Origin of the sequence: Lacihabitans sp. CS3-21 (genome assembly GCF_024343675.1) — a bacterium.
Taxonomy (GTDB): Bacteria; Bacteroidota; Bacteroidia; order Cytophagales; family Spirosomataceae; genus Leadbetterella.
The window spans coordinates 23,823-48,845 of record NZ_RJUD01000022.1; the positions used below are offsets into that span (position 1 = coordinate 23,823).

A 25,023-nucleotide genomic window follows, 5' to 3' on the forward strand; every position below is an offset into this window, starting at 1 on the left:
AACCAAAAAGACTTGCTGATATCGGCAAGTTTTCTTACTTTTACCTAGCTTTTTTCAAAAAATCTTGCCGATAAGGGCAAATATGCATGAGTTATATATCAGTAGGTGAGTTTGCAAAGAAATGGAATATTCCAGAAAGGACAGTTAGGTATAATTGTGCTTCTGGGAAGATAAGTGGTTGTTTCTTGACAGGCAAAACTTGGAATATTCCTGAAGATGCGGTGTTACCACTAAAATCTAAAACTGAAATTTCTCATTTTAATAAGCTCCTTAAAACCTTAAAAGAGCAAAAAGCCATGAAACTGAAAGGTGGTATTTATCACCGCACTCAGATTGACCTTACTTATTCTTCAAACCGAATTGAAGGAGGTAAGCTTACACAAGACCAAACAAGGTATATTTTTGAAACTAACACCATTGGGGTTTCTACTGCATCAATAAATGTAGACGACATCATAGAGACGACTAACCACTTCCGATGTATAGATTCTATCATAGACAATGCAGACTTAAAATTGACAGAAAGCTATATTAAGGAGCTACATTTTATGCTGAAATCTGGAACTTCGGACAGTCGAAAAGATTGGTTTAAAGTAGGCGATTACAAAAAACTGCCGAACGAAGTAGGTGGTAATGAAACGTGTTTACCCAAAGATGTTTCTGTCAAAATGAAAGAACTGCTGTCTAACTACAACAGTTTGAAGCAAAAATCCATTATTGATATTATCGATTTTCATCAGAAGTTTGAGCTTATTCACCCGTTTCAAGATGGCAATGGTCGAGTAGGAAGGCTAGTCATGTTTAAAGAATGTTTAGCAAATAATGTCGTACCTTTTATCATTGACGAGGAATTAAAACTCTTTTACTACCGTGGCTTAAAGGAATGGGACAACATAAAGGAATATTTGTTGGATACCTGCTTAACAGCACAAGACAATTTTAAAATGCTATTGAATTATTTTGAGATTGAGTTTGATCATAATTGAAAGAGGGAAATTTTCTCGTGCTTTCTCTTTAAAATCTCCCACTTTTTCACAAACTTACTCTCCCAAACCCATCAATAAACCAATGCTAAACAGACGTTCGTTCTCATCGAAGCTTATTTCTTCTGCTTTTTTGCCATTTCTTAAGATTCCAGATGCAGGATTTTTGAAAGAAATAAGTGATTATGTTAGTTCAGCCAACCCAAGTGTGGATGACGAGGACTTTTGGGCTCAGATTAGGATGGCCTATACGACATCTCAACAAATCGTGAACCTCAACAATGGCGGAGTAAGTCCGTCTCCTAAAGTGGTACAAGATGCGGTTGAGCATTACAACAAACTCGCCAACGACGGTCCTTCCTACTACATGTGGCGAATAATGGACCAGGGAAGAGAGCCATTAAGGGAAAATCTGGCAAAATTTGCTGGAGTTTCGGCTGAAGAAATTGCCATCAATCGCAATGCAACAGAAGCCATCGACACGGTTATTTTGGGTTTGCCACTTCAAAAAGGAGACCAAGTGGTGCTTTCAAAGTATGACTACCCCAATATGCTGCATGCATGGAGACAAAGAGAAGTAAGAGACGGCATAGAGTTGGTTTATGTTGACATTGACTTGCCTTTGGCTGATAATGAATTAATTATAAAAAAATATACAGAAAAATTCACTTCAAGAACCAAAGTCGTACATCTTACGCATGTGGTAAACTGGAATGGCCAGATTTTACCTGTCAGGAAAATTGCCGATGATGCCAAAAAGAAAGGCATAAAAGTGTTGGTGGATGGAGCACACTCTTTTGCCTTATTAGATTTCAAAATTCCTGACCTCAACTGCGATTTTTACGGCACTAGCCTTCACAAATGGCTTTCTGCTCCGATAGGTTCTGGGATGCTTTGGATCAAGAAACAGGAAATAAAAAACGTTTTTCCGCTCATTCCAAACGGAGACCCATTTAGCGAAAACGTCAGAAAATATGAAAATTTGGGCACGCGTTCTTTCATGATTGAGCAGGGAATCGGCACCGCCCTGAACTTTCAACACACCATCGGAAACAAACGTAAGGAAGACCGCATTCGCTACCTAAAAGAATATTGGACCAAAGAAGCCGTAAAAATTCCGAGAGTGAAAATGTTTACGCCACTAGATGCCCAATACTCCTGTGCCATAGCCAACGTGGGCATGGAAGGCATGGAGGCGGGCGTAATAGAATCCAAACTTTTTGAGAAATTCAAAGTACACACTTCGCCCACCAAATGGGAAAAAATAAACGGAGCCAGAGTTACACCCCATGTTTACACTTCTCTCCGTGATTTGGATAGACTTTTGGAGGGGTTAATGTATGTTTCTAAACTTTAGATTTGTAAATACGGCATTCATGATTTTTTTCCAATGAAATCGAAGTATATACGATTTCATAATTTTCTTTCTCAGAGAGGGAAAGTTTTTCATTAGCATGAAAATTCACCACAAACAAATAATTCCCAATGCTCCACTCCGCCACAAAATTGGTTTTTGAAGGTTTAGAAATCCATTCAAAATCGGTGAATTGCGTTTCTTTTTGTATGGTTTCGAATAGAAGCTTCATTTTTTCTATTTCAGCAAAAAGTCCATAGTTTTTACCCCAAACAAAAGGCCCGTGGGTCACTTTATCTGTCTCGGCGTCGTCATTTATTTGAAAAACGTAGAGTTTACTGTACTCCTCGTTTGGCCCACGTTCTAGATGTGGATTACGGCATTCAAAGCCCAAAGACATATACGAAGGCAAAACAGGTAAGAAAATACCCACAAAATATCTCAAATGATTGCCTTTTTTATAAAACCCATCAAAACGAGGATCGTCTTTATCGGCCGTAATCATCGTAAAATTCGGTGCAAATTCTCTGGTCTCGGCTATGTTTATGTATTCTTCCAATATAGTCATAAATACCTCAGAACCAACGGGTGTAGCTTGTAAATCCCCAAGCGTACTATCGGCTTCTATGGCTTCTAGGTGATCTATTTCGTTACCATATCCCATAGTGTCGGGCGGTGCTATGAAGGTTTCTGCAAAAAAACCGAAGTGCTTTACGCCTTGTTTCACCACATAATTTTTGATTGCTTTCAAGGGGTCATAAAAGGCATCAATTTGCTCAGGAACGCCATTGGACCTTGGTTGCACGTGGGCCATATCGCCACGCATAAAATCAAAATTGTAAGCTTGTTGGCACTCATAATATTTTTGGCAAACATATTCCCAAGCAGGAATATTGGGGTTGTCAAATTCTAATTGCTGATTGCTTTCGGCATGATAGAATTTATATCTGGTCAGAGGTCCAAAGACTCTTGACATAGCCTCGGGTTTATCAAATTGGTAATTGTACCATTTGTTACCCATTTTATCATAAATAAAATCGTTCTCTACCAAATGCAGCCCTCTGTAAGGAGGAGCCATGGTTACGGGCAAGGTTTCCAATCCATGGTAGAGCAATTGCTGCATCATTTCTAGTCGCCTATGCAATCTATTTTCCCGATCGGCAACATGTCCAAACAAAACTTCAAGCCTTTGTTTCTCACTTAAAATTGGATTTTTAAAGTCAAAAAACACAGTTTTACTATACGATATTAGGCTACCATCAGCAGTACCTTTTTGAACAAGATACTCCCAAATAATGTCTTCTACTTCACAACCGTTTTGAGTATTTACTGCTAATATGTGATGCTCTTTTCGTTTTACCCACTCAAACATTTGCGGGTGCAAAAACACCAACTCCGAGAATCTATCGGTGTGCGGAATTACATCCAAACCCACCGATTTTCCCATCATGTGAATCAAATTTGTAACCACCTTGAGCTGTTTTTCAACAGTATCCAGGTTCGGAATGGCATTTTTTAATTCTTCACTAAAAAACTCAGGATTGATATTCCAACTTATTTTCCCATACAAACTCGACACCACCCCAGGCTCCCAAATAGGCAAAATATGGATAGAATCGTGGCAATTGCCAGTAGTAAGTAAGTATTTTATAAGATTTAAGAAATTGCCAATCGTCCGTATATTTACGCCTACCATATTGGTAGTTTTTAGCCAATCACCGTTTATTTTTCCTTCTAGCGGACTCGGGAATGTATAGCCTGGATTGATAGCTTGTCCAAGTTTATCCGTCCCAAAACGGGATTGGAGAATCTGAAATATCTCGAACACATTTAGACCCACCGAAATCTCAGGAATCAACTGTTTTATAAAACTTGCTTCATGATTAAAATAGGCACTCTTGTATTCAGAATGGCCGTTTCTCCACACATCAAAGGGACTTTGAATGGGGTTGTTTTCCATCGTATCTTTAATTATCATAGGTATTTGATAACAAAACTATTAATAATTGGTCAAAATATAGACGTTTTAAATCTTTTTGAATCAAAAAGTTACTCAAGAAAACTAATCTTCTGTCTAAAATAACGAATTTTTGAAGCTATTTTTCTGCAATTATTTTTTTAAATAGGAAGAATACTCTCTATATGAATATTATTTTGAGAGCCAATTTCGTTTATGTACAAAACTTATTAAACCTATACATGAAAGCTTCGATTGTTGTTTTGCTTTTTACCCTAATTAATTTCGTCTCTTTTGCCCAAAACAATACTGGAATAATCGTTGGGAAAAACTATTATGGACAGGCTATCAATGAGCGTGAAATATGCAATTGGGTTGCTTTTTCTACTCGGCCTGAGGTGAGTAAAGCCATAGAAAACATCGTTAGAAGATCAGGTTTAAAGCAGAATTTTTATGTGATGGAATGTCCAAACACCGACAATTGCTTTGCCGCCACTCGCAATGGCGAAAGGTTGATAGTTTACGACCCTAAGTTTATCAATAAATTAAGCAACGTAACCAAAACAGATTGGGGTGCTTTGAGTATTTTGGCACATGAAATAGGCCACCATTTGCAAGGTCATACCATAAAACAAGGTGGTTCTGAACACGAAAAAGAGTTAGAAGCAGACGAGTTTTCGGGTTTTGTAATGTATCAAATGGGGGCCAAACTCAAAGAAGCACAATCTGCTATAGCAAGTTTAACGACCGAATATACCACTACTACGCACCCTGCTAGAAGTTTGAGGCTCAAATCAATTGAGAAAGGCTACATGAATGCCCGAGAATTATATCCTGATATCCAGGCAACTAAATTGGAAAGGGGAATAGAAGTGCCAGCCGAAAAGGTACTTGATGAAATGATAATAGAAACCACTGTTTCGAGTAACACCGAAATGACTCCATTACGTAAAAAAGGTTGTGTGGATGGCAATTGTTTAGAAGGATATGGTGTGGCCATAAATTCAAAAACCTCTGAGAAATTTGAAGGAGACTGGCACATGGGCAAACGCCATGGTCAAGGTACAGAGTATTACAAAGATGGAAAAAAGAAGTACGAAGGGTCATTTTCTAATAGCATGTATAACGGCAAAGGAACACTTTATCTCAAAAATGGAGATAAATACATTGGAGGTTTTTACCAGGGTAAAATGCACGGTTTCCAAAGTACATACATTTACAGAAACGGCGATAGGATTATAGTTGACTTCATAGCTGGGCAAAAGCAGGGTAAGGCAAGGGTAATATATTATGGAGGCGTAGAGGGTACGAAATACTTCAAAAACGACGAAGAGATTTTCTGAAGACATTTCTAAATCAACGCTTTTGAGAAATTAGTAAATTGAAATAATTGATTAACAACGGTGGGTTTTTCAAATAAAAAACCCGCTTTCTGCATTTCGGGCATGAAAATTCTTTTATATTTGCCCCTCCAAAATCTTACCATTTTATGTCTTGGTTTAGAAGAACTGAAAAAGGGATTAATACTCCCACTGAGCTCAAACGCGAAACTCCTGACGGACTTTGGTATCAATGTCCTGAGTGTAAAAACGTGATGCATACCCGTGAACACAAGCAAAATGCATTTACTTGTATTCATTGCAATTATCACGACAAAATAGGTTCAGAGGCTTATTTCAATTTGCTATTTGACGAAGGGGCTTTCACAGAGTTAGATAAAGACATGATATCTGGCGATCCGCTCAAATTTGTAGATACAAAAGCTTATCCCGATCGTATAAAAACCACTGTTGAGAAATCCGGGCTAAAAGATGCTTGCCGTACTGCTTATGGTAAAATGCATGGTCAGGAAATAACTATTTCATGTATGGACTTTGGTTTTATTGGAGGCTCCATGGGTTCTGTAGTAGGTGAAAAAATTGCCCGAGGAATCAGTCATGCTATTAAAACCAAAACGCCATTTTTGATGATTTCAAAGTCAGGCGGAGCTAGAATGATGGAAGCAGGATTTTCGTTAATGCAAATGGCCAAAACTTCCGCCAAATTAGCCTTGCTTGAAGAAGCTAAATTGCCATATATATCACTTTTAACTGACCCAACCACTGGAGGGGTAACAGCTTCTTTTGCTATGTTAGGAGATTTCAATGTGGCCGAACCAGGTTCATTGATCGGTTTTGCTGGACCAAGAATTATCAAAGAAACTATTGGAAAAGATCTTCCGAAGGGATTCCAAACTGCAGAGTTTATTTTGGAACACGGTTTTCTGGACTTCATTGTTGATCGTAAAGACCTCAAAGACAAATTAGCGAGTCTTTTAGCTTTATTGGCTAAAAAATAAGTTTCTACTGTTTCGGCTTAGCCTTACTTTTTTCTATTGTGGTCTCAAAAGTGCTAACTTTTGAGACAAAAAACGCCCCTAAAGCTTTTTTTGTAGACTTGCTATTCAGGTTAATAATGTTTGTAGGAATATTACTCAATGGCGTAGCAAATATTCCTCCGTTAGAGGATTCTTGCCTTAGTTGTAGCAAATAGTAATAAGCCTCGGTAGGAATAGAAAAAAGTTCGACTTTCAATTTGTCTTTATCCAAAAACAAAGTTTGATTCAATGATTGTCTTATAGGCAAAATAAACATCAAACCATCAGACTTAGAGCCCGGTGAAAAGCCAGCGTCGTAAGCCAAAGTTATGTCAGCTGGCTTAAATCTTAAAGTGTCATTTTTGTAAGACCTTATTAAGTAAGTGTCTCCAGCTCCAGCGATGTCATTGGCATAAAACTGGGCAAGAAATCCATCTTTTGGACCTCCATCTTGCGGAGTTATTGGAAACGAGAACACTTCATATCCAACAGAGTCTATTTTTGGTACTCTTTTGAGTTGTGACAACGAATAAAACTCTTCGTTTTCGTATTTTACATATAGGGCCGCCTGCTCATTGTCTTTTAGAAACTTACCCGCTTCAGGTTTATAGGTATAAACACCATCATTGTCTTTATCAGTAAAAACATGAGCGGTGCTGTCTTGGTTAAACACAATTACCTCGGCTCCAAGTGCTGGCTTTGGATCAGATTCTTCAAAATATGGCTGAGAAACAGTAAGTTTAACACGCTGTTCTTTGACTTCATCTGTGAGCCAAGCATCCACAACTAGCTGATTTACCCCGTCTTTTACTTCTAAATCTATTACTTGTTCACATGAAAATAAACCGATTGCAAGGCCTATAATTGATATAACTTTCTTCATTGTTTTTAGAATTTGAAATTGTATGTTACCGCAGGAATAATAGCGGCAAAAACCGAATACTTAACAGCCTCGGTTTTCGAAGGATCATCTGGATTTTGACGAACATACACCGAAAACGGATTTTTTCTATTGTAAACATTATATACCGAGAATACCCACTCACTTTCGCCTTTTCCAAACAAGGCATGTTTGTTTTTACGTGTTGCTGAGTAGTCTAGTCTATGGCTGTTCGGAATTCGGTAGGTGTTTCTATCATCGGTATAGTTGTGTGGAAGGGCAATTCCTTGCCATACAAACTTGTTGGTTGGAAAACTTGCTGGTGTTCCACTTGAAAAAGACAAAGTTGTACCCATAGACCATTTCTTGGATAAATCTAAGATGCCAACCACAGAGATATTATGAGCCTTGTCAATTCTACTTGCATACCAATCGTTATTATTTAGGCCATCCACTTTTCTCTCCGTTCTTGCGAGTGTATAGCTAATCCAACCGTTAAATTTGCCTTTATTCTTTTTTACAAAAAATTCGGCTCCATAAGCTCTTCCTATGCCATACATGAGGTCGCCCTCCACTGCTGGGTTTAACAAAAGGTCTGCATTTCTGATATAATCTATTTGGTTTTTAAGCGTTTTGTAATAAACTTCTACGGAAGTCTCATACAGATTTTCAGAGAAATTCTTGAATAAACCCAATGCTACTTGATCAGAAAGTTGTGGCTTGATATTGTTGCTACTCGGTGTCCAAACGTCTAAAGGAGAAGACGCCACAGTGTTTGAAAGTAAGTGAATATATTGTGCTAATCGGTTATACCCTAATTTTATGGAAGTACTGTTGTTAATTCCTAAATTAAATGCTATTCTGGGCTCCAAATTGCCATAATTTTTTATTGCCTCGCCTTTTTCTGATGTCCTTGTAGAAGTTATCGGTTTTCTTTCCCCTGGAGTGGTGTTTTCATTGAAAGTATAAACTGTTCCAGGGCCCATATAGCTGTAGAAAGAATACCTCAGTCCATAGTTTATCGTTAGTTTATCGCTCAGTTTTTGTTCATTTCCAACGTATAGGGCCGATTCGATGGCATATTTACTATCCAGTCCAATAGACCGAGATTCTCCACCAGAAACAGCTGTGGCTTGGCCAGGATTAAAAGTGTAATAAATGGCTTGGCCACCAAATGATATCGTATTTTTAGAATTTAGGTAATAATTAAAATCAGGTTTTATGCTATAATTCAATATGTTAGATTTCCATTCGAAAGAATCTTGGGCATTTTCATTAGATAAATCCGAATCTAAAGAATAGTCATAGTTGGAGTAAAAAACTGTGGTATTCAGGAATAATTTATTGTTGAAAACGTGATTCCAGCGAAAAGAAGTCGTAGAATTTCCCCAATTGAAACCAAAATCAGCACCAAATACATCTCTACCAAAATATCCAGAAAGGAAAATGGTATTTTTGTCGTTTATTTTGTAATTGGTTTTGGCCGTAAAATCATAAAAATAAAACCTCGAACCTTTTAGGTCAGCATTTAAAAATGGCTTAGCTAAAATATCGATATAAGATCTCCTTAGGGCGACAATAAAACTTCCTTTTTCTTTTAAAAAAGGTCTTTCGTAAGCAAACCTCGAAAAAATAGTGCCCAAGCCACCAGAGAATTCAGGTTTTTTTGAGTTTCCTTCTTTCATTCTTACGTCTAATATGGATGAAACCCTTCCACCATAGGTAGCTGGTATCCCACCTTTTATCAGTTTTACGTCTTTCACCACATCAGGGTTAAATACTGAGAAAAATCCAAACAAGTGAGAAGAATTATAAACAGGAGCTTCATCAAGTAATACCAAGTTTTGGTCGATTCCACCACCTCTGACGTTAAAACCTGATGAACCTTCGCCCACAGAACTTACCCCTGGAAGAAACTGAATGCTTCGTATCACGTCTACCTCTCCTAAAAAGGCTGGCATTTTTTTGATGGTTTTCATTTCTACCTTATTTACTGACATTTCAATGTTTTTTACATTATCGTCTTCTCGTTTTCCGGTTATTACCACTTCCTCCAGCAGTTTACCTTCCTCTATAAGCTCGATGTTCAGTGTTTGATTTAGCTCCAAAACGTATTCTTTGGATACGCTATTGTAGCCAATGTAGCTAGTTGTTAATGTGTACTTACCTTTTGGAGCAGTGATGGAATAAAAGCCGTAAACATTGGTACTTGTACCAATTTTCAGTTCTTTTAAATATACGTTCACGCCTATCATGCCTTCACCATTCTTTGCATCGCTTATTTTGCCACTAATGGTATAATTATTTTGGCTAATTGCAATATTTGAAATTCCGATTGCGTAAATTAGTAGGAAATAAAAAAGCTTAACGGGAAAATGTTCTTTATAAATGTTTGACATTATTTGATATTCAGTCTCTTGTATTATTTGGATGTCTTATTTTAACGTTTCACTTAGTTAAATAGTTTTTAATTGTTTATTTTATGATTTAGTCACAAGAATATCTATAAATTATACAATTTATGATATTTAGTTTTTAAAATATTTTAATAAGTATAATCCGAAAGAGAAAATTTGTATTATTTTTGTTAAAAAAACATCTAATTGATTCATTATGGGTAATCCTCTTTTCAAAGAACCGATAGCATACGAAAAAATACCAACGAGAATTTTTAATGATCCAAGAGAAGCATCGAAATCGGTGGCACATGAAATTGCGGATTTGATTAAATTAAAGCAACAAGAAGGAAAAAGGTGTGTTTTGGGTCTTGCAACAGGCTCTTCTCCTAAAACAGTTTATGCTGAACTGGTAAGAATGCATAGAGAAGAAGGTTTGAGCTTCAAAAATGTAGTTTCATTCAATCTTGATGAATACTATCCGATGGAGCCAGACGCTATTCAAAGTTACTGGAGATTTATGAAGGAACAATTGTTTGATTTAGTGGATATTCCAAAGGAGAATTATTTTTTACCTATTGGAGATATTCCTCAGAATCAAATAGAAGATTTTTGCAGAAGCTATGAAGCAAAAATAGATGATTTAGGAGGATTAGATTTTCAGCTTTTGGGAATTGGTGGAAACGGACACATAGGATTTAATGAGCCTGGGTCTTTAATTAACTCCAAAACTCGTTTGATGATGTTAGATCATTCCACTAGGGCCGCAGCCGTTATGGATTTTGGAGGAGAACTCATTAAAGTTCCAAAGAAAGCCATCACAATGGGTGTCTCTAAAATACTACAAGCAAAGCGGGTAGTACTTTTAGCCTGGGGAGAGAGAAAGGCAACTATGATAGCTGATGCTGTTGAGGGTTCTGTATCAGAGCATAATCCGTCATCTTATTTACAGAATCACAATAATGTGTTGTTTGTAGTAGATAGTGCTGCTGCTTCCGAGCTTAAGAGGATGAAGTCTCCGTGGTTAGTGGAAGATGTTATTTGGGACAGCAAATTGACTAAAAAAGCGGTTTGTAGTTTAGCTTTAGATTTGAAAAAGCCAGTACTCAAACTTACCAACAAAGATTATAACGACAATGGCTTGTCAGATTTACTGGCAGGGTATGGTCAAGCATACGAAATAAACATTGAAGTATTTAATCAACTTCAGCATTCTATCACAGGATGGCCAGGAGGAAAGCCTAATGCGGATGATACAAATCGACCTGAAAGAGCTCTTCCAGAAAGAAAAAGAGTTATAATTTTCAGTCCGCACCCCGACGATGATATTATTTCAATGGGTGGTACTTTTCAAAGATTAGTGGATCAAGGTCATGAAGTCCATGTAGCTTATCAAACATCTGGAAATATTGCAGTTTCAGACGATGAAGCAATAAGATTTATTGATTTTGTGGTTGACTTCAATAGGCAGTTTGGAATTAACAATGATGAAACTTCCACGATATTTGAAAATGCAAAATCGTTTCTTCAAAACAAAAAAGACAGTGAACTTGACACCTCGGAAGTGAGACATGTAAAAGGTCTAATACGTAAAGGAGAGGCTAAAAATACTTGTAGATTTGTGGGAATTCCTGTAGAAAACGCTCACTTTCTAAATATGCCATTTTATGAAACAGGGCAGGTGCAAAAAGCTCCACTGGGTAAAATAGATATAGAAATTACCAAAGACTTGATTGAGAAAATAAAACCTCATCAAATATACGCCGCTGGTGATTTGGCTGACCCACACGGAACACATAAAGTTTGTCTTGATGCTATTATGGAGGCTGTTTCAGACTTGAAGCATAAAAACTTCATGAAGGATTGCTGGGTTTGGTTATACCGTGGAGCATGGGCTGAGTGGGAAATACATGAGATTGAGATGGCCGTACCAATGAGTCCTGATCAAGTAATTCAGAAAAGGCTGGGTATATTCAAGCATCAATCACAAAAAGATGGTGTTGTGTTTCAAGGATCAGATGCTCGAGAATTTTGGCAAAGAGCGGAGGAAAGAAATGGTACAACAGCCGAACTTTATAATAAACTTGGATTAGCAGAATACGAAGCTATGGAAGCATTTGTAAGATGGAAATATTGATGATTTTTGATTAAGGTATTTTTTAAAATACTTTAATCAAAAATTTGTATTATTCAAATATTTTATTTTACTTTATGGTCAAATGGTACGTTTCTTGCGACGAAATTTATATCTTTTCGAAGGGTCACGTACTTAACCAACCATTATGAAGAAAATAAATTTTTTTATGACTGTTCAGTGGCTAATTTTCATGCCGCTGATACTCCCTTTAGGAATAATCACTGGTGCTTTTGAAGGCGTGAAGAAAATATTTGAACAAGCCTCGTCGGATATACTCGAAAAGCAAGAAGTTATTTCTTAATGTATAAAGCCGAGATTTTCTAATTTGATATCCTCATCATCGAGGCTTAGAAACTCTTCCCAAAATGGCTGCTCTGGTACAGCTGCCCTACATATAATGGGCTCGTTTTTTACTGGATGCATGAAATAAATTCGTCTTGCGTGGAGATTTATCGATCCATCCTGATTACCCCTTGGCGATCCGTATTTTACATCACCTTTTATTGGGCAACCCAATGATGCCAGCTGTACCCTAATTTGATGTGGTCTGCCAGTGATTGGGCTTACTTCTATCAAATGATATTTATTGATGTTACCCATGTATCGGTAAGTAAGCTCGGCTTTTTGTGAGTCGGGAACTTCTGTATCATAGGCAGTCACTGTATTTGATGCACTGTCTTTTTTTAGCCAATGTACTAGTCTGCCTGCCTTCTTTTCTGGTTTTTTGTAGGTTATTGCCCAATATGTTTTCTGTACCAGTCTTTTTCTGAAGATCTCGTTCATTCTTGTGAGTGCTTTGGAGGTCTTTGCAAACACCACTATTCCACTTACAGGTCTATCTAGTCTATGAATAGTACCCAAGAAAACATCCCCAGGTTTATTGTGAGTTACTTTAATGTATTCTTTTACGTAATCCTCAAGAGTTTTATCTTTAGTAATATCTTCATGCACCAGCACTCCTGCTGCTTTGTTTACAATTATCAGGTGATTGTCCTCATATATTACGTGAAATGGCTCTTTTTGCTTCATGATTTTGATATTTTTGTTAAAGCTGCTTGTCTTGTTGATTTATCTGTTTCTATATAATCGTCTATAGTTGGTTTTTCTACAAAAGGAATGGTCTGCATGCAGTATGATATGATGTCAGACATTTCTAAAAATCCGATTTTATCCTTCAAAAACGCATCCACTGCAATTTCATTGGCAGCGTTTAGTATGCAAGGCATATTTCCGCCTTTTTTTAATGCTTCAAAAGCCAAACCCAGGTTTCTAAATGTCTCCAAATCGGGTTTTTCGAAAGTCAGATTTGGGTAATTTATAAAATCAAATCTTGGAAAATCAGACTTTAGTCTTTTAGGGAAACCCAAAGCGTACTGAATTGGCAATTTCATGTCTGGCAAACCTAGTTGGGCTTTTATGCTGCCGTCCTCAAACTGCACCAACGAATGCACGATACTTTGAGGATGAACGACCACATCTATTTGGTCTGGTTTAAGGTCAAACAACCACTTGGCTTCAATAACCTCCAACCCTTTGTTCATCATACTAGCGGAGTCGATGGTTATTTTGGCTCCCATGTCCCAGTTAGGGTGTTTTAAGGCTTGTTCTTTTTTTACATTTTCAAGAAAAACCTTATTTTTTCCTCTAAAAGGGCCACCCGAGGCAGTCAATATAATCTTTTCGATAGGATTAACATATTCGCCTACCAAACATTGAAATATGGCCGAATGCTCAGAATCAACAGGAAGGATATCAACTTTGTTTTCTATTGCTAGCTTTGTAATTATCTCACCAGCAACTACTAATGTTTCTTTATTTGCTAAAGCTATATGTTTACCTGCTTTTATGGCATTGATTGTAGGAATCAGACCAGAATACCCAACAAGAGCTGTTAAAACCGTATGAACATTTTCGTTTTCTACTACTGATGCTAGAGATTTTTGACCACAGTAAACTTTGATATCCAATGGATCAAGGGCGGCATTTACTTTGTCATAGAGTGTTTCTTCACCTATAACGACCACATTTGGTTTGAATTTAACCGCCTGTTCTATTAGCAAATCAGCATTGGATTGAGCAGTTAACACCTCCACCTCGAAAAGGTCACTGTTGGCAGCAATTACGTCCAAGGCTTGTGTTCCGATCGAACCTGTAGAACCTAATATGGCTATTTTTTTCTTCATCAAAAATCCTTAAAAACTAAAATGGTTTGCAAAAGTAGTGGTTTTAGAGCTAAAAGTGGCTATTCGCAAGGAATATGTGTGTTATATATATTTAATAATAGGGATAATGGCACACAGATAAAACAGAAGCAAGCAATTACGAATATCGCTGGTTCTTTTTCTACGGTTTGTTTATGGCATCAATTTCTATTGATCTGCAAAATCCATCACCACAATATTCCAGTTACTTTCTGTAAAACTGTCGAAAAACGAATGTATTATTTCAAATCCACTTTTTTGGTGGGCTTTTAGTGAACGCGGGTTATACTCACTGATGTCTGTTACAGCGAAATCGTAATTGGACTTTAGTTCTTCTTTGTAAAAAGCATAGAGTTTTTCTACCAAACCCTGCCCTCTGTAGTTTTTGTCGATGCAGAGTTGGCCTACAAAAATGTATTTGTAGCTAATCATAGGACGATTTTTGTGAGTCAAACTAGCCACGGTTGAAAACAGTTCGTCGAAAACTGGCATGTCTTTGGCGGCACTTTCAAGCATGGCTATGGCATATGCTACAACTATACCATTTTCGGTAATTACAACAGAAGGCTCGGCATCATTTATTTTTTTCAATTGCTCAAAAGTATGTTCAGCTGTCACAAACCCTTGAGATTCTTTTTCGGCATCTGACAAATGTTTCTTGAGATTTCGTTTTTGCAGATTTAAAATCTGCCTTATACTTTCGTCCGAATACGCCCTTTCAAATTTCATAATAAACAAAAAACCATCCTCACCAAAGGTAAGAATGGTTGTCTTAAGAAACAATAATGTATATCAATATCTGTACATTTCTGCTTTAAATGGGCCATCTACACTAACACCGATGTAGTCGGCTTGCTCTTTGCTCAAGATGTCTAATTTAGCACCTACATGAGCCAAGTGGAAAGCTGCAACTTTCTCGTCTAATGCTTTTGGCAATACGTAAACTTTTTTCTCATAGGCAGCTGTATTGTTCCAAAGTTCCAATTGTGCCAATGTTTGGTTGGAGAACGAGCAAGACATCACGAATGATGGGTGACCCATAGCACAACCTAAGTTCACCAATCTACCCTCAGCCAAAATTATAATATCTTTACCTTCTACATTGTACATATCTACTTGTGGCTTGATGACGTTTTTAGTGCTACCATAGTTTTGATTTAACCAAGCCATATCAATCTCATTGTCGAAGTGACCGATGTTACATACGATTGCTTTGTCACGCATTTTTAAGAAATGCTCGCTTCTGATGATTTTGTAGTTACCAGTAGCAGTCACAAAGATTTGAGCTCTTGTACAAGCCTCGTCCATAGTTACTACTTCAAAACCGTCCATAGCTGCTTGCAAAGCACATATTGGGTCAATTTCGGTTACCAACACTCTACATCCAGCTCCTTTCAATGATTCAGCAGAACCTTTACCTACGTCGCCATAACCAGCTACTACTGCAACTTTTCCAGCCAACATCAAGTCAGTAGCACGACGGATAGCGTCAACTAACGACTCTTTACAGCCATATTTGTTATCAAACTTAGATTTTGTTACTGAGTCATTTACATTGATTGCAGGCAACAACAATGTGCCGTTTTTCATTCTTTCGTAAAGACGGTGAACACCTGTAGTAGTTTCTTCAGAAAGTCCTTTGATACCACTTGCGAGTTCTGGATAAACATCAAAAACCATGTTGGTTAAATCACCACCATCATCAAGAATCATGTTTAGCGGTTGTTTTTCTTCTCCGAAAAACAATGTTTGTTCAATACACCAGTCAAACTCTTCGGCTGTTTGGCCTTTCCAAGCATAAACCTGAATACCTGCAGCGGCAATAGCAGCGGCAGCATGGTCTTGCGTAGAGAAGATATTACATGATGACCAAGTTACTTCAGCTCCAAGTTCTACCAAAGTTTCGATCAAAACGGCAGTTTGGATAGTCATGTGAAGACAACCAGCTACTCTTGCACCTGCTAAAGGCTTAGATGGACCATATTCTTTTCTGATTTCCATCAAACCTGGCATTTCTGCTTCGGCCAATTGTATTTCTTTACGACCCCATTCGGCCAAAGAGATGTCCTTAACTTTGTAAGGAACGTATGCATTTTCTGATTTCATAAAAGGTATTTTATCTATAAATACTTGATAATATGTTGCTATTGTCTAATAACATTGCAAAAATAATATAAAATATCTACAAACTAAAAGAAATTTAGTAAAAATATCTATTTTGACTTATCGAAAGTTGTTTTTGTTCAAAAAGCATCACTTTTTGGGTGTCTGAAAACAAAAAAGACTTGGCCTTACCAAGTCTTTTTTTAAGAATTATATTGAATACTTTTACTATAAACCATTTACGGTAAGAATCTCTATATCAAATATCAATGGAGTATATGGCGGAATAGAACCACTGCCGTTGGTACCATACCCAATTGAAGAAGGGAATATGATTCTAGCCTTTTCGCCCTTTCTGAGTTTTGAAATCCCCTCCGAAAATCCGGCGATGGCCGAAGAAGAACCGATTACTAAACCAAAAGTTCCACTGTCAAAGCTGGTTTCGTTTAAGAACATGCCGTTATATTTTACAGAAACATTATCTCCAGTTTTCAGCGAATCATTGGTGGTTTTTGCACTTGTTCTAATAAATCGCAAGCCAGAGGTTGTTTTTTCTGTAAGTGTCAAACCTTTCTTTTTAACATAATTATTGATTTTGTCATCTTCTGACAACAAATCTACTAATTCTATTTCAGCAATTATTACAGCATATTTCTCTACACCAGTGGGCGGATTTTCATAATATGCTTGATAGGATGGAATTAAGAATGTTCCTTTTTCTCCTTCTTTGAGCAACAACAAGGCAAATTTGAATCCGTCGAATGCCTGTGTTGTATAAAAATTGAACATAGCTGAATCGGCAGTTGTTTTCTTTACAATTTCTTTACCGTCAATTGTTTTCAAAGTGTAGGCAACATGCAAATCATAGGCGGAAGAAACTGCAAGACCAGCACTGTTGGTTTTTGAAATATTATAGTATATGCCCGTTGCAGCATTTTTAGTGAGTGTTAAAGAATTGGTTTGTCCATATTCTATTATCTTCAACTCTTCATTTTTTGCTAAAAGGTCTAGGTCAGTTTCCACATATTTTCCTAAACAAGAAGACAATAAAATACTCGACACTATTAAAACTGCGAACCTCTTCAATAAAAACATTTCAACTACTATTTAATAAATATAAAACGATAAACTCAAGCTATTATTTCTTGATATCATTTAAGGTAATATCAAAAACTAAAGGAGTATTAGGGGGTATTGGACCACCACCTTGCTCTCCGTATGCCAATGCCGAAGGGATAATAAATGTACTTTTTCCACCCTTTTTCATTGTTTTTAAAGCAAATTCCCAACCAGGAATTACTTTGCTTTGACCTAGTGGCACTTCGAAAGGCTGACCATTTGATTGGTCAAATATTTTGCCGTCCATAAACTTGCCAACATATTCTACTACTACGGTCTCACCATCCACTGGCGTTGCCCCGGTGCCCACACTATTTTCAGTGTAGTATATACCTTCGGCAGTTTTTAGTGCGTTTTTCATGCTTTTCGCAGCATAATCAGCAACGGTTTTTGGCTCAAGAGATTTTTTATCGGCCAACTCTTTGTCAAATTCAGCTCTTGTTTGCACTTTGTGCATTTTCACGATGAATTTCAAATCGCTTCCTTTAGCAATTCCTGGCGAAAGCGGCTGTCCCATTAACTTAAATAGCGAGTCAGCGTTTACAAGTACAGTTGTACTATCTCCCTCTCCTATATGATAAAGAGCGTTTTCAAAAGAACCTTTAAACGCACCTTTTTGGATAGGAACTATAAAAGCTTGTCCTTCTTTGTAACTGTCCTTAATAACCGAATCAGCGGCCGTTTTAATAATTAAATCAAAAGAAATAATATCGCCGTCTTTACCGACTTTGCCTGATTTTCCTTTTTCATGGATTTGCAATCTGTCACCGTCTTTTGTGGTGGTTACTTTGAACTTATCACAAGAAACCAAGCCCAAAACAGCAAGGATTGTCAAAACGCTAAATGTAAATTTCATCTGTTTGTATTTTATGATTATAAAAATGTTAATTTGGTTGTAATTCTATTTGAGATTTTAAATAAGGCAGCAAAGTTAAGAATTTTTGGACAGTTTGTTCTAGTGAAAGACTTGACCTTCCACCGGCAGCATTTTTATGTCCTCCACCTTCGAAGTAATCTCGTGCTAAATCAGCAACTGAAAAGTCATGAACTGAACGAAATGAAATCTTGATAAGTCCTTCTTTTTCGATAAAAATGGCCGACATTACCGAGCCAGCAATGGATAAGCCGTAGTTTACAATTCCTTCTGTGTCGCCGTTTTTTGAGTTAAATTTTTTTAATTCTTTTTCTGATATATAAGTGTAGCAAACTCGGTATTCGGGCAAATAGGTCATTTTTTTGCTCAATACATAGCCAAGAAACTGAAGTTTCTCAAAATCATTTTGGTCAAATAGGCTCCTATGAATGGATGAAGGGACTACGCCTTTTGCCAGTAATTTGCCAGCAATACTGTGTACTTCAGGCGTAGTGGCTGGATATTTAAATGAACCAGTATCGGTCAAAAGACCTGTATATAAACAAGTGGCAACCTCAAGGTCTATCATAGACTCATGACCTAGTTTAACAATCATTTGATAAATAAGCTCACATGTGGATGAAGCGTGTTCGTTCCAGTATATTAAATCTCCGAAATCTTCGGGCTGTTCGTGGTGGTCAATGATTATTTTTTTGGCAGAAGAATTCAGTACGACATCTTTCATGTCTTTCATCCTTGAACCAGATGAAAAGTCCGTACAATAAATCAAGTCGGCTTCGGCTATTAGCCCATTAGCTAGTGCTTTGTTTTTATTATCGTAAACCACAATAGAAGGAACGCCGGGCATCCATGCTATAAATTCTGCGTAGTCAGTAGGGCTGATAAAAGTGACTTTTTCAAAATCAAACTTCTTGATATAATTCCAAAGTCCCAAAGCTGAGCCAAAGGCATCGCCGTCGGGGTTTTGATGACTTGTGATTACAATATTTCTTGCTTTTTTTGTCCAATCTAAATATAAATCCAGCTTGTGTTTGTCGTCTGTAAAGTACTCTACCATATTATTTTTCAATTCGTTCGCAATTTACGAAGCTATTTTCTTAAAATCTCTACTTGCTACAAATAATAGAACTTATTGAAACGAGGCCAAAATGTATTATTTTTGCAAAAAAATAAATTAACATGCTAAATAATAGAACATACTCTATGGTAAAACCACATGCTGTTGCTGATAATCATGTGGGAGGAATTTTGAAAATGATAGAAGAAGGCGGATTCAGAATTGTTGCCTTAAAAAAGACTCAATTGACCGCTGCTCAGGCCGGAAAATTTTATGAAGTTCATGCTGAACGTCCTTTTTATGGCGAATTGTGTGAAATGATGTCAGAAGGACCAATTGTAGCCATGATATTAGAAAAAGAAAATGCAGTGGCAGATTTCAGAACATTGATAGGATCTACTGATCCAGCTGAGGCGGCAGATGGTACAGTTAGAAAAGCTTATGCTAAATCAAAAGCTGAAAATGCTGTGCATGGCTCGGATTCTGATGAAAATGCTGCAATAGAAAGTGCGTTTTTCTTCAGTGGTACAGAGAGATATTAATTTTTAGAAAATATTAGAAAATGGCATCTACGGATATTCGAGATGCCATTTTTTATGAATAAATTGTTCAAAATGAGGGTTTTGTTGTATTTTGGTTTGTTTTTTTTACTTATTTCTTGTGGAGAGACGGTTACTAAAAAAGAGTATCAGTCACCCGATAAGAAATGGGGCGAACTTTTCTTAGAGGTACAAAACCAGAGAATTTTCAATGATTCCAAGGTGTTTGCCGATGCCGTCCCAAAGTTTAAAGTAGACTCTATTCTTCTAAGTTTTGAAAAGGCAAAATCAGTAAAAGGGTTTGATTTAAAGAGATTTATATATGAAAACTTCAATTTGCCGAATTATACAGTGAGTGAAGAAAAATCAAGTTTGGCCTTTGAAAAATATATAGAAACCACTTTGTTAGCTTTAATGCGAGAACCCAAAGACGATGGTGGCTCATTGATTCCAACTCGAAAAAGCTACTTTGCAGGTGGAGGCAAATTTGAGGAATTAAATTATTTCAGAAGTTATTTGACACTTTTAGCTCTCCAAACCTTAAATCAAGACACATTGGCTCTGAATCAAGCTATCAATAGTGCACAGTTTATTCAAGATTTTGGACATGTACCTGCAGGAAATCGTACCTATTGTATGTCAAGAAGTAATCCGCCAGTATTTGCATTAATGATAAATAAACTTGCGGAAAAAGATCCGAAGCAGCTGGAGATTTTTGGTACTCAGCTTATGCGAGAATACCAATATTGGATGTCTTCAGAGTCAAAAGAGGAGGTTTTGAAGCAAAAACAAGCTCAAGGACGAGGAGAAAAAGCTTATCAAAAAGTGGTTTTTTTGCCTAACAATAATCTACTGAATCGGTATTTAGATAATGAAAATACGTCTATGGTAGAAAAACCTTTCAATGGAAAGACCACAAAAGATTTCTATAAAAACCTTAGAGCATCACATGAATCTGAATGGGTAGAAGGTAAAAGATGGTCTTCTGATTCTGATGTCAATAGAGCCATAGATATTTTACCTGTTGATTTGAATGCCCTTTTATATTTCATGGAAGTTACATTGAGTGAGGTCTATAAAGCAAAAGGAAAGGAAGATTACGCTAAAAGTTTTGGTAAGTTAGCTCAGAAAAGAAAAGCTATTTTTAATCAATATTTTTGGAATGATAAACAAGGATTTTATTACGATTTCGATTTTGTAAATCAAAAACAGAGAGAGCTGTCCACACTTGCAGCCGTTTTTCCACTTTTGGTAGGTTTGGCAGATCAGAAACAAGCGGATAGAGTTGCAGAAAAATTAGAGAGAGAATTCTTGAAAAATGGTGGTTTATTGAATGAGTTAAATGGTTCTGGAATAGGAGCTGCCGAGTTTCAGTTTTTTGCAATAGAATCACTTAAAAAGAATGAAAAATTAGATTTAGCTAAAAAAATTAAAGAAAGGTGGGTAAACACCAATTGGGAATATTTTGCAAAATTTGGGAAGATTGAAGAAAGTTATAATGTTGCTCAGCCATTGATTTTACAAAAAAACTCCCATCAACAGAGAATTGACGGGAGCCTAAGTGTTTTATTGGTTCTTCTGAAAAAGTGATTATCTTAAATCCACAACTTCAACACCAGGATATTTGGCTTTGTCAAAAGTAAAAAGTGCATCAGCAGCTGGCACATTTGGAACAAATTTATCGATTCTGAAAACCGTCTTTTTGCCAGATTTATCCCAAACTTTCCAAGTTTTTATACTCTTATCGCTCTTATTTACAGATATTTGTATTTTTGCTACGTTAGATTTTCCTGAGGTAGGAGAGAGTTCAACCACTTCGTATGAGGCCGCTCCTTCTTTTTTCTCTTCTTTAAAAATATACTTATAGCCTTTTTTGTAGATGCTATAAATTTTGGTAGGAGAAAAATCACTATCATCATTCGGGTTAAAGTCAGAAATATTAACTTCATTGGTTTCTTTCACATAAGTATATATGTCTTTGCCATTGTTAAATATCTCTTGACCAGCGGTTTTTAATTTAAATTTATTTCCCTTTACAGTCACATTTCCAGTAAAAACATTTGTCAATTTCATGTTAGAACCCTCTACGCCGTAAGTAAAATTTGCATTGAAAGTTTTCAGGGCTTTATATTTTGCACTCATGGCATCAAGTATTGCTTCGGCTTTTTTGTCTTGTGCACTAGCAGTCCATCCAAAGAACAAAACGGCTATTATCAAAAATCCTTTATTCATCATTGTTAGTTTGTTTATAGGTTAGACTTCATCTTGAGCTAATAGTTTACCTAAACCTACGTAAATCATTTTAGCTCCGCTGCAAATTTCGTAAAATTTCTTCTAAATGTTCTAAATCTTTAATCAAAACTTCTCTTGCTTTGCTCCCTTCAAAAGGTCCCACAATTCCTGCACCCTCAAGTTGATCAATAATTCGGCCAGCACGGTTATAACCGAGCTTCATTTTTCTTTGTATGAGTGAAGTACTTCCTTGTTGATGAATAACCAAAAGCCGTGCGGCATCGTCGAAGAGTGGGTCTAATTCTTTTGGATCAAAATCCAGTGTATCAGGTTCGTCATCCCCATAGAATTCTGGCAAAAGATAGGCCGACTCAAATGCTCGTTGTTCTCCAATATATTCACAGATGCTTTCGACTTCAGGCGTATCCACAAACGGACATTGAATACGTATAATTTCAGAACCTGTGGATAGCAACATGTCTCCATTTCCCACCAATTGCTCCGCTCCACCAGTATCCATAATAGTTCTAGAGTCTACTTTGGCAGTAACTTTGAAAGAAAGCCTTGCAGGGAAGTTGGCTTTTATCAAACCAGTGATAACGTTTACCGAAGGTCTTTGTGTAGCAACAATCAAGTGGATGCCAATAGCCCTAGCAAGCTGAGCCAAACGTGCAATCGGCTGTTCGACTTCTTTGCCTGCAGTCATCATTAAGTCAGCCAATTCGTCTATAACTAAAACAATATAGGGCAAAAACTTGTGACCTTTCTCAGGATTCAACCGACGTTTGATAAATTTCGCGTTGTATTCTTTTATATTTCTTACCCCAGCATCTTTTAGCAGATTGTATCGGTTGTCCATCTCAATACAAAGCGAATTAAGTGTATTTATTACTTTTTTAGTGTCGGTAATTATAGCTTCTTCGGCATTGGGCAACATGGCCAAAAAATGTCTTTCTATTTTGTTAAATAGGGTAAGTTCTACTTTTTTGGGGTCTACCAAAATAAATTTTACCTCAGATGGATGTTTTTTGTAGAGCAAGGAGGTCAAAATTACATTCAATCCTACAGATTTTCCTTGTCCAGTAGCACCTGCCATCAGCAAGTGAGGCATTTTGGCTAAATCGGCTATGAAAATTTCGTTTGAAATTGTTTTTCCTAAAATTATGGGCAATTCATAGCCCGATTTTTGGAATTTGTCAGAAGCCAAAACCGATTTAATGGAAACCATTTCACGGTTTTTATTGGGTACCTCTATACCAATTGTACCTTTGCCTGGCATTGGAGCTATTATACGAATGCCCAATGCTGCGAGATTCAAAGCAATATCATCCTCGAGATTTTTAATTTTAGATATTCTTACACCAGCTTCGGGTACAATTTCATAAAGCGTTACCGTAGGCCCGATGGTGGCTTTTATTGAGGCAATACCAATAGCAAAATTGTTTATGGTTTCTACAATCTTGTTTTTGTTGGCTTCTAGTTCTTCGTTGCTTACTTTTGGGCCATTATTGCCATATTCTTGCAAAAGAGATAGCGGTGGATACTGATAGTTTGAAAGGTCGAGCTTGGGGTCATATTCTCCAAATTCCTTCAACAATTCATCAGAATCTTCCTCTATTTGTATTTTGGACAAAGCACTCACTTTAGTATCTGCATCAGAAGGTTTTTCTTCTTCTGGAGCTTCTACAGTGAAAGCTATATTGCCACCTTTAAAAGGTTCTTTTGCTAAAGAAGATGGCTGAAAAACAACTTCTTTTTCAGTAATAGTTGAGCTAGATTCAACTTTTTGATGTGGTTTTATTTTATCCAAAATCATATCTGCTAGCGAGGTGGATTTGGTTTCATCTAGGTCATCTTCAACTTCCACAGCGTCGTCTTCTTCTTCCTCATTTCCGAACGTAAATTTTCGTTTTTTAGGGAAATATCTGCTCAAGACATAATCGTCGATTTTGGTAAAACCATGAAAAAAAACTAACCAAATAAATAGAGCCAATAGGATAACAAGGATACCCCCATAGCCAAACATGGCAAAAAGGAATTCGTTGGTATGAAAGCCCAAGTTGCCCGTAAGTGTAAGTGTTTTTATTTCAAAAACATAAACAAAATAGCCTAGGAAAATAGAGATGAAAAACAAGTAAAATACAGACCCAATTGTGTATCTGTTTAGGTTAAAAGGAAATAGGTCTTCTTTGAAAACAAGTCGAAAACCAGAAAAAAACAGTATTGGAATTAACAAAAAGGCAGAAATGCCAAACCAAATATAAATAAACCAATGAGCTATATTTGCCCCAAACCAACCAAGCGTATTATTGGTCTTTTTGTCAAGTTTTGATAGGACATTTTGCATACTTTCTTGCAGTACATCTTGGTCCGAAGAACCTGTGAAAACATAGGAAAAGAAAGCAATCAATAGAAAAACCGACAACATAATAAGGAATACCCCAGCAATAAAAGGCAATTGGCCATTTTGCGGAATAATGGGTCCCGAACTCAGGGAAGACGGACGCTTTTCAGAGGGCTTGGAAGCCTTCTTTTTTGCTCTGAAAGAATTGGACATCGTAGTATTTTTATGGGAAAGCGAATGTTCAACAAATTTAAAACATTTTAAACGAACATCAGCTAAACTTCATTTTCTTTTTGGATAAAAATTGTCTAAATCTAATGCTAATTTTCAAATTCCCATAGTTTAATAGGAACTAATTAATTAAATATCAATGATTTATTGTTTTCATATTTTAATATTGTCCTATAGACGGTATGAACCTTTTCGATGAAATATTTAATGTAAGAAAGTTATTAATTTTTTTTATTAAAACCAAATGACTAAATTTATTC

At 36.7% G+C, this 25,023-nt stretch carries 20 protein-coding genes; 8 read left to right on the forward strand and 12 right to left on the reverse strand.

Annotation, left to right across the window (positions count from 1 at the left end; translation table 11 throughout):
- Window positions 1-86 precede the first annotated feature (86 nt).
- Both EGI24_RS12850 and EGI24_RS12855 read left to right on the forward strand, forming a co-directional pair.
- Complete coding sequence (locus tag EGI24_RS12850; protein ID WP_255048824.1) at window positions 87-986, forward strand: Fic family protein; 900 nt, start codon at window positions 87-89, stop codon at window positions 984-986.
- A gap of 82 nt (window positions 987-1,068) precedes the next feature.
- Window positions 1,069-2,340 (forward strand): aminotransferase class V-fold PLP-dependent enzyme, encoded by a 1,272-nt coding sequence (locus tag EGI24_RS12855; RefSeq protein WP_255048825.1) that lies wholly within the window; start codon window positions 1,069-1,071, stop codon window positions 2,338-2,340.
- Here EGI24_RS12855 and EGI24_RS12860 read toward each other — a convergent pair.
- Window positions 2,330-4,315 (reverse strand): hypothetical protein, encoded by a 1,986-nt coding sequence (locus tag EGI24_RS12860; RefSeq protein ID WP_255048826.1) that lies wholly within the window; start codon window positions 4,313-4,315, stop codon window positions 2,330-2,332. The two genes, EGI24_RS12855 and EGI24_RS12860, sit on opposite strands and share 11 nt — an antisense overlap.
- A gap of 221 nt (window positions 4,316-4,536) precedes the next feature.
- On the opposite strand from EGI24_RS12860, the gene EGI24_RS12865 reads away from it, so the two are divergent.
- Complete coding sequence (locus EGI24_RS12865) at window positions 4,537-5,637, forward strand: M48 family metalloprotease (RefSeq protein WP_255048827.1); 1,101 nt, start codon at window positions 4,537-4,539, stop codon at window positions 5,635-5,637.
- A 146-nt stretch (window positions 5,638-5,783) separates the two neighbouring features.
- On the forward strand, window positions 5,784-6,632 hold the full coding sequence (accD, locus tag EGI24_RS12870; protein WP_255048828.1) for an acetyl-CoA carboxylase, carboxyltransferase subunit beta: 849 nt from the start codon (window positions 5,784-5,786) through the stop codon (window positions 6,630-6,632).
- A 4-nt stretch (window positions 6,633-6,636) separates the two neighbouring features.
- Here accD and EGI24_RS12875 read toward each other — a convergent pair whose 3' ends face one another.
- A complete protein-coding gene (locus tag EGI24_RS12875; RefSeq protein ID WP_255048829.1) occupies window positions 6,637-7,533 on the reverse strand; it encodes a DUF4249 domain-containing protein in 897 nt (298 codons plus the stop codon).
- Window positions 7,534-7,538: 5 nt separating this feature from the next.
- Complete coding sequence (locus EGI24_RS12880; RefSeq protein ID WP_255048830.1) at window positions 7,539-9,929, reverse strand: TonB-dependent receptor; 2,391 nt, start codon at window positions 9,927-9,929, stop codon at window positions 7,539-7,541.
- A gap of 214 nt (window positions 9,930-10,143) precedes the next feature.
- Here EGI24_RS12880 and nagB point away from each other — a divergent pair, with 214 nt between their 5' ends.
- Both nagB and EGI24_RS12890 read left to right on the forward strand, forming a co-directional pair.
- The gene (nagB, locus tag EGI24_RS12885; protein ID WP_255048832.1) at window positions 10,144-12,063 is read left to right on the forward strand and encodes a glucosamine-6-phosphate deaminase; all 1,920 of its coding nucleotides are present in this window, start codon (window positions 10,144-10,146) and stop codon (window positions 12,061-12,063) included.
- 145 nt (window positions 12,064-12,208) lie between these two features.
- A complete protein-coding gene (locus tag EGI24_RS12890; protein WP_255048835.1) occupies window positions 12,209-12,364 on the forward strand; it encodes a hypothetical protein in 156 nt (51 codons plus the stop codon).
- On the opposite strand, the gene EGI24_RS12895 is transcribed toward EGI24_RS12890, so the two are convergent.
- The 7 genes from EGI24_RS12895 to EGI24_RS12925 all read right to left on the reverse strand — a co-directional run bounded on the left by EGI24_RS12895 (window position 12,361) and on the right by EGI24_RS12925 (window position 19,417).
- Window positions 12,361-13,092, reverse strand: coding sequence for an RluA family pseudouridine synthase (locus EGI24_RS12895; RefSeq protein WP_255048836.1), 732 nt, complete (start codon window positions 13,090-13,092; stop codon window positions 12,361-12,363). The genes EGI24_RS12890 and EGI24_RS12895 overlap by 4 nt on opposite strands.
- A complete protein-coding gene (locus EGI24_RS12900) occupies window positions 13,089-14,246 on the reverse strand; it encodes a 1-deoxy-D-xylulose-5-phosphate reductoisomerase (RefSeq protein ID WP_255048837.1) in 1,158 nt (385 codons plus the stop codon). Before EGI24_RS12900 ends, EGI24_RS12895 begins: the two co-directional genes overlap by 4 nt.
- A gap of 186 nt (window positions 14,247-14,432) precedes the next feature.
- A complete protein-coding gene (locus tag EGI24_RS12905) occupies window positions 14,433-14,993 on the reverse strand; it encodes a GNAT family N-acetyltransferase (RefSeq protein WP_255048838.1) in 561 nt (186 codons plus the stop codon).
- Window positions 14,994-15,056: 63 nt separating this feature from the next.
- Window positions 15,057-16,370 (reverse strand): adenosylhomocysteinase, encoded by a 1,314-nt coding sequence (gene ahcY, locus EGI24_RS12910; protein ID WP_255048839.1) that lies wholly within the window; start codon window positions 16,368-16,370, stop codon window positions 15,057-15,059.
- 225 nt (window positions 16,371-16,595) lie between these two features.
- A complete protein-coding gene (locus EGI24_RS12915) occupies window positions 16,596-17,429 on the reverse strand; it encodes an FKBP-type peptidyl-prolyl cis-trans isomerase (protein WP_255048840.1) in 834 nt (277 codons plus the stop codon).
- Between the two features lie 76 nt (window positions 17,430-17,505).
- Window positions 17,506-18,342 (reverse strand): FKBP-type peptidyl-prolyl cis-trans isomerase, encoded by an 837-nt coding sequence (locus EGI24_RS12920; protein ID WP_255048841.1) that lies wholly within the window; start codon window positions 18,340-18,342, stop codon window positions 17,506-17,508.
- 28 nt (window positions 18,343-18,370) lie between these two features.
- Window positions 18,371-19,417 (reverse strand): bifunctional oligoribonuclease/PAP phosphatase NrnA, encoded by a 1,047-nt coding sequence (locus EGI24_RS12925; RefSeq protein WP_255048842.1) that lies wholly within the window; start codon window positions 19,415-19,417, stop codon window positions 18,371-18,373.
- 122 nt (window positions 19,418-19,539) lie between these two features.
- On the opposite strand from EGI24_RS12925, the gene EGI24_RS12930 reads away from it, so the two are divergent.
- Window positions 19,540-19,959, forward strand: a complete 420-nt coding sequence (locus EGI24_RS12930) for a nucleoside-diphosphate kinase (protein ID WP_255048843.1) — start codon at window positions 19,540-19,542, stop codon at window positions 19,957-19,959.
- 54 nt (window positions 19,960-20,013) lie between these two features.
- Window positions 20,014-21,546 carry a trehalase family glycosidase gene (locus EGI24_RS12935; protein ID WP_255048844.1) on the forward strand — a complete coding sequence of 511 codons (1,533 nt, stop codon included), beginning with the start codon at window positions 20,014-20,016 and terminating at the stop codon, window positions 21,544-21,546.
- On the opposite strand, the gene EGI24_RS12940 is transcribed toward EGI24_RS12935, so the two are convergent.
- Window positions 21,547-22,191 carry an outer membrane lipoprotein carrier protein LolA gene (locus tag EGI24_RS12940; RefSeq protein ID WP_255048845.1) on the reverse strand — a complete coding sequence of 215 codons (645 nt, stop codon included), beginning with the start codon at window positions 22,189-22,191 and terminating at the stop codon, window positions 21,547-21,549.
- Between the two features lie 67 nt (window positions 22,192-22,258).
- A complete protein-coding gene (locus tag EGI24_RS12945) occupies window positions 22,259-24,745 on the reverse strand; it encodes a DNA translocase FtsK (RefSeq protein ID WP_255048846.1) in 2,487 nt (828 codons plus the stop codon).
- Between the last annotated feature and the right edge of the window lie 278 nt (window positions 24,746-25,023).